8 protein-coding genes are annotated in these 6,884 nt (G+C 69.3%); all 8 read left to right on the forward strand.

The window, feature by feature from the left end:
• The coding region (locus VAE46_RS05750; RefSeq protein ID WP_322795962.1) for a TrpB-like pyridoxal phosphate-dependent enzyme at nucleotides 1-1,136 on the forward strand (1,136 nt) is incomplete at its 5' end.
• Nucleotides 1,137-1,184: 48 nt separating this feature from the next.
• On the forward strand, nucleotides 1,185-1,856 hold the full coding sequence (locus tag VAE46_RS05755) for a CADD family putative folate metabolism protein (protein WP_322795963.1): 672 nt from the start codon (nucleotides 1,185-1,187) through the stop codon (nucleotides 1,854-1,856).
• A gap of 1 nt (nucleotide 1,857) precedes the next feature.
• Entirely contained in the window at nucleotides 1,858-2,307 is a 450-nt protein-coding gene (locus VAE46_RS05760; protein WP_322795964.1) for a four helix bundle protein, read from the forward strand.
• Nucleotides 2,304-3,332 (forward strand): tryptophan--tRNA ligase, encoded by a 1,029-nt coding sequence (gene trpS / locus VAE46_RS05765; protein ID WP_322795965.1) that lies wholly within the window; start codon nucleotides 2,304-2,306, stop codon nucleotides 3,330-3,332. The genes VAE46_RS05760 and trpS overlap by 4 nt, the downstream gene beginning before the upstream one ends.
• Nucleotides 3,332-4,819: an anthranilate synthase component I gene (trpE, locus tag VAE46_RS05770; RefSeq protein WP_322795966.1), complete on the forward strand. Its 1,488-nt coding sequence runs from the start codon at nucleotides 3,332-3,334 to the stop codon at nucleotides 4,817-4,819. The genes trpS and trpE overlap by 1 nt, the downstream gene beginning before the upstream one ends.
• 13 nt (nucleotides 4,820-4,832) lie before the next feature.
• Complete coding sequence (locus tag VAE46_RS05775; protein WP_322795967.1) at nucleotides 4,833-5,225, forward strand: hypothetical protein; 393 nt, start codon at nucleotides 4,833-4,835, stop codon at nucleotides 5,223-5,225.
• Nucleotides 5,222-6,064 carry a carboxymuconolactone decarboxylase family protein gene (locus VAE46_RS05780; RefSeq protein WP_322795968.1) on the forward strand — a complete coding sequence of 281 codons (843 nt, stop codon included), beginning with the start codon at nucleotides 5,222-5,224 and terminating at the stop codon, nucleotides 6,062-6,064. Before VAE46_RS05775 ends, VAE46_RS05780 begins: the two co-directional genes overlap by 4 nt.
• On the forward strand, nucleotides 6,061-6,714 hold the full coding sequence (locus tag VAE46_RS05785; RefSeq protein ID WP_322795969.1) for an HAD-IA family hydrolase: 654 nt from the start codon (nucleotides 6,061-6,063) through the stop codon (nucleotides 6,712-6,714). Before VAE46_RS05780 ends, VAE46_RS05785 begins: the two co-directional genes overlap by 4 nt.
• Nucleotides 6,715-6,884: the final 170 nt, after the last annotated feature.

Below are 6,884 nucleotides of genomic sequence, written 5' to 3' on the forward strand. Positions count from 1 at the left end.
ACAGCATCTGGCGCCCCTCGCCGCTCATCCGCGCCACCTTCCTCGAACAGGCCCTCCAGACGCCCGCCCACATCTACTACAAGTACGAGGGCGTCTCCCCCAGCGGCTCGCACAAGCCCAACACCGCCGTCGCCCAGGCCTACTACAACAAACAGGAAGGCGTGAAGCGCATCGCCACCGAGACCGGCGCCGGCCAGTGGGGCTCCTCTCTCGCCTTCGCCTGCCAGCTCTTCGGCATCGAATGCAAGGTCTACATGGTCCGCGTCTCGTACAACCAGAAACCCTACCGCCGGTCGCTGATGCAGGTCTGGGGCGGCACCGTCGTCCCCAGCCCCAGCCCCGATACCGAAGCCGGGCGCAAAATCCTCGCCGAAAACCCCGAGAACACCGGCTCCCTCGGCATCGCCATCTCCGAAGCCGTCGAAGACGCCGCCATGCGCGAGGACACCAAGTACTCCCTCGGCAGCGTCCTCAACCACGTCCTCCTCCACCAGACCGTCATCGGCCTCGAGGCCATCGAACAGATGCAGATGGCCGGCGAATACCCCGATGTCGTCATCGGCTGCGCCGGCGGCGGCTCCAATGCGGCCGGCCTCATCTTCCCCTTCCTGAAGGACCGCCTCGAAGGCAAGACCCGCACCCGCTTCCTCGCCGTCGAGCCCGCTTCCTGCCCCAGCCTCACCAAGGGCGAGTACCGCTACGACTTCGGCGATACCGCCGGCCTCACCCCGCTGATGAAGATGTACACCCTCGGCCACACCTTCATGCCCCCGGGCATTCACGCTGGCGGCCTCCGCTACCACGCCATGGCCCCGCTCATCTGCCACCTCTACGACCTCGGCTACATCGAAGCCCGCGCCTATCCGCAGAACCCCTGCTTCGAAGCCGCCACCCTCTTCGCCCGCACCGAAGGCATCGTCCCCGCGCCCGAGAGCTCCCACGCCGTCCGCGCCGCCATCGATGAGGCCATCCAGGCCCGCGAGGAAGGCCGCCCGCGCACCATCCTTTTCAACCTCAGCGGCCACGGCCTGCTCGACCTACAGGCCTACGACGACTACCTCGCCGGCCGCCTCGTCGATGATCATTACCCCGAGGAAAAAGTCCGCGAGGCGATGCAGCACCTGCCCGCCATCTAATCCGTGTCACCGCTATCCTGAATTCACCACCCCAGGAGTCTCACCCCAATGACCATGCTCTCCGTCTCCACCGACTTCGAAGCCCGGCTCAAGGCCGTCCTCGAAGAGCGCTCCATGCTCAAGCACCCTTTCTACGTCGAATGGACCCAGGGCACCCTGCCCATGCACAAGCTCCGGGAGTACGCCCGCCAGTACTACCACTTCGAGGCCGCCTTCCCGCGCTACCTCTCCGCTATCCACACTCGCACCGAATCGCCCACCATCCGCCAGCTCATCCTCGATAACCTCTGGGACGAGGAGCACGGCGACCGCAACCATCCCGCCCTCTGGCTCGAATTCGCGAAGGCCCTCGGCGTCGAACCCGAGGAGGTCATCAACGCCGAGCTCCGGCCCGAAACCCGCGCCCTCGTCGATCACTTCCGCACCGCCGCCGCCAGCGCGCCGCTCGCGGAGGCCCTCGCCACCCTCTTCGCCTACGAAGGCCAGGTGCCCGATATCGCCTGGCAGAAGATCAAGGGCCTCACCGAGTTCTACGGCATGGAGCCGCGCCAGTTCGAATTCTTCTCGGTCCACCTCGTGGCCGATATCGCCCACTCCGGCGCCGAGATGCAGGCCATTGCCGAGTCCTGCACCGATGAAGACGCCGTCATTCGCGCCGTCGAAGTCGCCTGCGACCGTCTCCTCGGCTTCCTCGACGGTTGCTACGCCGCCGCAGCCTGAGATGGCCGAGCCCGAGTACCCCACCATCGAGGCCTGGAACACGGCCGTCAGGCTCGCCGCGTCCATCGGCCGCCTGAAGATCGGCTCCAACCTGCGCGCTTCGCAGGAAGCGCAGGACCGCGCGTTCCAGGCCGCCGGCGAAGCGGCAGCACACATCGCCGAGGCCGCCACCCGCGAGGGCCAGCCGCAGGTCGCCCTCCTCCGCGAGGCCCGCGGTGCCCTCGCTGCCGCCCGCTCCTGGCTGCATGTGCTCGCCGCACTCACCAACGAGCCCGAGACCGTCTTCGCCCAGGAGCTCGACCTCATCGACCAGGCAGGCCGCCAGGTCAACGCCTTCATCCGCGCCACCGAGCGCTCCGCGCCGGCCGCCTCGCGTCCCGGCGCCCGCCCGGCGGCCGGCGCCCCGGCTGCCCGGCCCCCCGCACCACGCCCTCCCGGAGCCCCCCGGTGACCGAAGAACGCAAGCGTATCCTTACCGGCATCCGCCCCACCGGGCCCCTGCACCTCGGCCACTACGCCGGCGCACTCGAGAACTGGGTCCGCCTCCAGCACGACTACGAGTGCTACTTCCTCATCGCTGACTACCAGGTCTCGGACTACGCCGACGATATCCCCCGCGTCCGCCAGGCCGTCTGGGAAGTCGCCCTCGACTGGCTCGCCGTCGGCCTCGACCCCGAGGGTTCCGCCTTCGTCATCGAAAGCCTCGTCCCCGAGCACGCTGAACTGACCACCCTGCTCGGCTGGTTCCTCCCCGTCTCCATGCTCGAGCGGAACCCCACCCTCAAGTCGGAGATGGCTGCCATCGAAAACCCCGAGGACGGCTCCCAGGAGCGCAAATCCGTCCCGGTCGCCTTTTTCACCTACCCGGTCATGCAGGTTGCCAACATCCTCATGCCGCGCGCACATCTCGTGCCCGTCGGCGAAGACCAGCTCCCCCATATCGAACTCACCCGCGAAACGGCCCGCCGCTTCAACCGGCGCTTCAAGCCCGTCTTCCCCGAGCCCGAGGCCCTCGTCGGCCGCGTCCCGCGCCTCGTCGGCATCGACGGCAACGCCAAGATGAGCAAATCCCGCGGCAACACCATCGACCTCAAAGACGACGCCGAAACCGTCGCCCGCAAGGTCCGCAGCATGTACGGCGGCCCGCCGCGCGCCGCCAACGAGCCCGGGCGCTGCGACGAAAACCCCATCTTCCTCTACCTCCGCGCCTTCGACCCCGATACCGACGGGCTCGCCGAGCTCGAGCGCGAGTACGAGACCCGCGGCGTGCCCAACAAGGTCCTTAAGGACCGCCTCACCACCGTCCTCAACAACCTCCTCGACCCCTTCCGCGAACGCCGCGCCTACTACGAAGCGCGCATGCACCTCGTTCGCGAAGCCCTCGCAAGCGGCGCCGAACGCGGCCGCGCCATCGCCCGTGAGACGATGGAGATGGTCCGCGACGCCCTCGATCTCAACTACCTCGAGCAGCACTGATGCTTCGCCCAACCCTCGAAGAGGTCCGCCAGCTCGCCGAATCCCGCCAGGGCAACCTGGTCGCCATCTACCGCGAAGTCACGGCCGACCTCGAAACCCCCGTCTCCGCCTTCCTCAAGGTCCGCACCGGGCCGTACAGCTTCCTGCTCGAATCGGTCGAGGGCGGCGAGCGCCTCGCCCGCTACTCCTTCATCGGCACCCAGCCCTACCGCGTCCTCCGCACCGGCCCCGGACAGGAGTGGGAAGACGACCCCCTCGTCCCCGTCGAGCAGGAGCTCGCCCGCTTCCGCCAGGTCACCACGCCCGGCATCCCCGCCTTCACCGGCGGCGCCATCGGCTACGTCGCCTACGATGCCGTCAGGCACTTCGAGCCGCGTGTCCGCCCGCCTGAAGTCGACGAGATCGGCATCCCTGAGGCCACCTGGCTGTTCACCGACGCCATGGTCGTCTTCGACCACCTCCGGCACACCATCAAAGTGATCGCCCACTGCCGCCTCGACGGCGACATCGATGCCGCCTACCGCCAGGCCGCCTACCAGATCGACGCCATCGTCGAGCGCCTCAACAACCCGACGGTCCAGCTGCCCCACCAGGACATCAACGCCGTCCTCCGCACCAACGGCCAGGCCGAATCCAACGTCGGCCGCGAGGGCTACCACCTCATGGTGGACAAGATCCGCGAGTACATCATCGCCGGCGACGTCATCCAGGTGGTGCCCTCACAGCGCATCCGCCGGCCCACCGCCGTCCACCCGTTCAACATCTACCGCCAGCTCCGCACCATCAATCCCTCCCCCTACATGTTCTATCTCGACCTCGGCGACTTCCAGGTCGTCGGCGCCTCCCCGGAGCTGCTGGTCCGCGTCGAAGACGGCATCGTCGTTACCCACCCCATCGCCGGCACCCGCCCGCGCGGCGCCACGCCCGAAGAGGACGACCGCCTCGCCGCCGAGCTCCTCGCCGACGAAAAGGAGCGCGCCGAGCACATCATGCTCGTCGACCTCGGCCGCAACGATATCGGCCGCGTCGCCGCCCCGGGCACCGTCCGCGTCGATAGCCTGATGCACATCGAAAAGTACTCGCACGTCATGCACATCGTCTCGAACGTCTCCGGCCGCCTCGCCCCCGGCAAGTCCCCGTTCGATGCCCTCCGCTCCGTCTTCCCGGCCGGCACGCTCAGCGGCGCCCCCAAGGTCCGCGCCATGGAGATCATCGCCGAGCTCGAACCCTCCCGCCGCGGCATCTACGGCGGCGCCGTCGGCTACGCATCCTTCGCCGGCTCGCTCGATACCTGCATCGCCATCCGCACCATGGTCGTCAAGGACGGCGTCGCCTTCCTCCAGGCGGGCGGCGGCATCGTGTACGATTCCCAGCCGGAAACCGAATACCAGGAAACCGTGAACAAGATGCGCGCCCTCATGCGCGCCATCGACCAGGCTGAGATCGCCGCCGCCGAGCTCAAAACCGGCAGCATCGGCTACGGCTAGCGAGGCGCCCCCCATGGCCGACCGCCGCCCCGACCGCGTCTACGGCATCCTCGTTCGCAACCAGGCGGTCTTCCTGCGCCTCGTCGGGGGCCGACTCGGGCTCCCCGGCGGCCTCTTCCGCCCCCTCGCCGAGGACCGCAAGGCCGAACTCGCCGCCCACCTCTGGGACCAGCTCGGCATCGAGGCATCCGCCATCTGGGCCCAGGGCGCCTTCGACTACCACGACCCCGCCGAGCGCGAGCCCGCCTTCTCCGGCTTCTACACCGTCTGGCAGTGGCACCCCGACCCGCCCCCCGGCTCGGGCCGCTGGCTCACCCGCCACGACGTCCTCGACGCCGACCTCCACCCTTCCCTTCGCATCCTCCTCCTCAGCATCCTCGATACCGTCGCGATCAGGACCACATGAAGCAGCACATCCACCTTGCCGCCATCCTCGAACGCGACGGGCGCATCCTCCTCCTCCGACCCGCGCCGGCGTCGCCCTGGGAGCTCCCCGGCGGGCCGCTCCCGCCCGAGCTCGACGACGTCGATGAGGCGATGGACCGCATCCTCCAGGCCCTCGGCATCTCCGCACCTGCCGTCGAGGAAGACTTCCTCCAGACCCACTATTTCCCCGCCGAAGATGGCCAGGTCGTCTTCAACCTCTACGCCCCCACCGGCTGGACCGGCGAACCCGTCCCCCCGCCCGGCTTCGGCACCGGCTGGTTCGCCCCCGCCGAACTCCACGCCATCGAACTCGACCCCCATGTCCGCGATGCCATCCTCCAGGCCTTCGGCCTCATCGAAACGCCCGACCGCACCGCCGAGATCCTCGCCGCCCTCGGCGCCGAACTCGACGCCGCTCGCCGGCCAGCTGGTGCCGAAAGCCCCGGCCTCGACGTCCTGCGAACCCTCTCCGCGCAGGACCCGGCCGCCGCTCGCGCCGCCCTCGAGCGCCAGTACCCCGAGCTCGCCGACGACATCGTCGATGCCGCCCTCGCCCGCGGCTGGAGCGGCCCCGCGCTCGACCGCGCCACCCGCAGCCTGCTCGTCATCGCCATCCTCGCCGCCACCGGCCGCACCGGCGGCCCTCTGCGCTCGCACATCAACGGCGCGCTCAACCACGGCGCCACGCCCGCGCGTATCATCGAAACCCTGCGCATGGTCGCCTATTACGCCGGCTTCCCCGCCGCCCTCGAAGCCTGGCCGGCCATGGAAGAAGTCTTCGCCAGCCGGGGCATCCCTCGCCCGGGGAGGGCGCCATGACCGCCATCCTCTGGGACCTCGACGATACCCTTCTCGAAACCCTCCCCGCGCGCATGGAAGCCCTCGCCCACGCCCACGAGCGCGTCCTCGGCACCCCGATTGACCCCGTCGCGCTCTGGCGAGCGAACCGCGGCGGCACCCTCGAGGCGCTCGCCCGCCGCCTCTGCGGCGAAAACTACCTCGCCTTCACCGCCGCCTACCGCGACTACTATTACGCCCTCCCCGGCCGCGCCCGCCCCTTCCCCGGTATCGAGGCCGCCCTCCGCACCCTCCACGCCGCCGGCGTCCCCATGGCCATCGTCACCTCGAAAGTCTCGTGGGGCGCCACCGAAGAACTCGAAGCCGCCGGGCTCCTCCAGTACTTCCACGCCGTCATCGGCTTCGATGACACCGAACAGCACAAGCCCGACCCCGAACCGGTCTACGCCGCCCTCGACCGCCTCCTCATCGACCACCCCACCCGCGTCACCCTCGTCGGCGATAGCCCCGCCGACATCTGGGCCGCCCGCAACGCCGGCATCCGCTCCGTCGCCGCCCTCTGGGGCACTATCGATGCCCCCGCCCTGCTCGATGCCCTCCCCGACGCCACCGCCCGAACTCCCGGCGAGGTGCTCCAGCTCATCGCCGAAGCCGGAGGCCGCGACCGATGACCGCCGGCCTCGAGAAGCATGTCAGCCACGTTGCCGTCCGCTACTACCGCGCCGGCGGGCTCGAACTCGCCCTTGTCCCGCTCCTCGCCGAGTCCGCCGCCTTCACCCGCTCCGCCGGCGATGGCTACTTCCTTGTCGTGCTCATCGGCGAACCCGGCACCGCCTACCCC

Source organism: Tepidiforma sp., from assembly GCF_034433535.1.
Taxonomy (GTDB): Bacteria; Chloroflexota; Dehalococcoidia; order Tepidiformales; family Tepidiformaceae; genus Tepidiforma.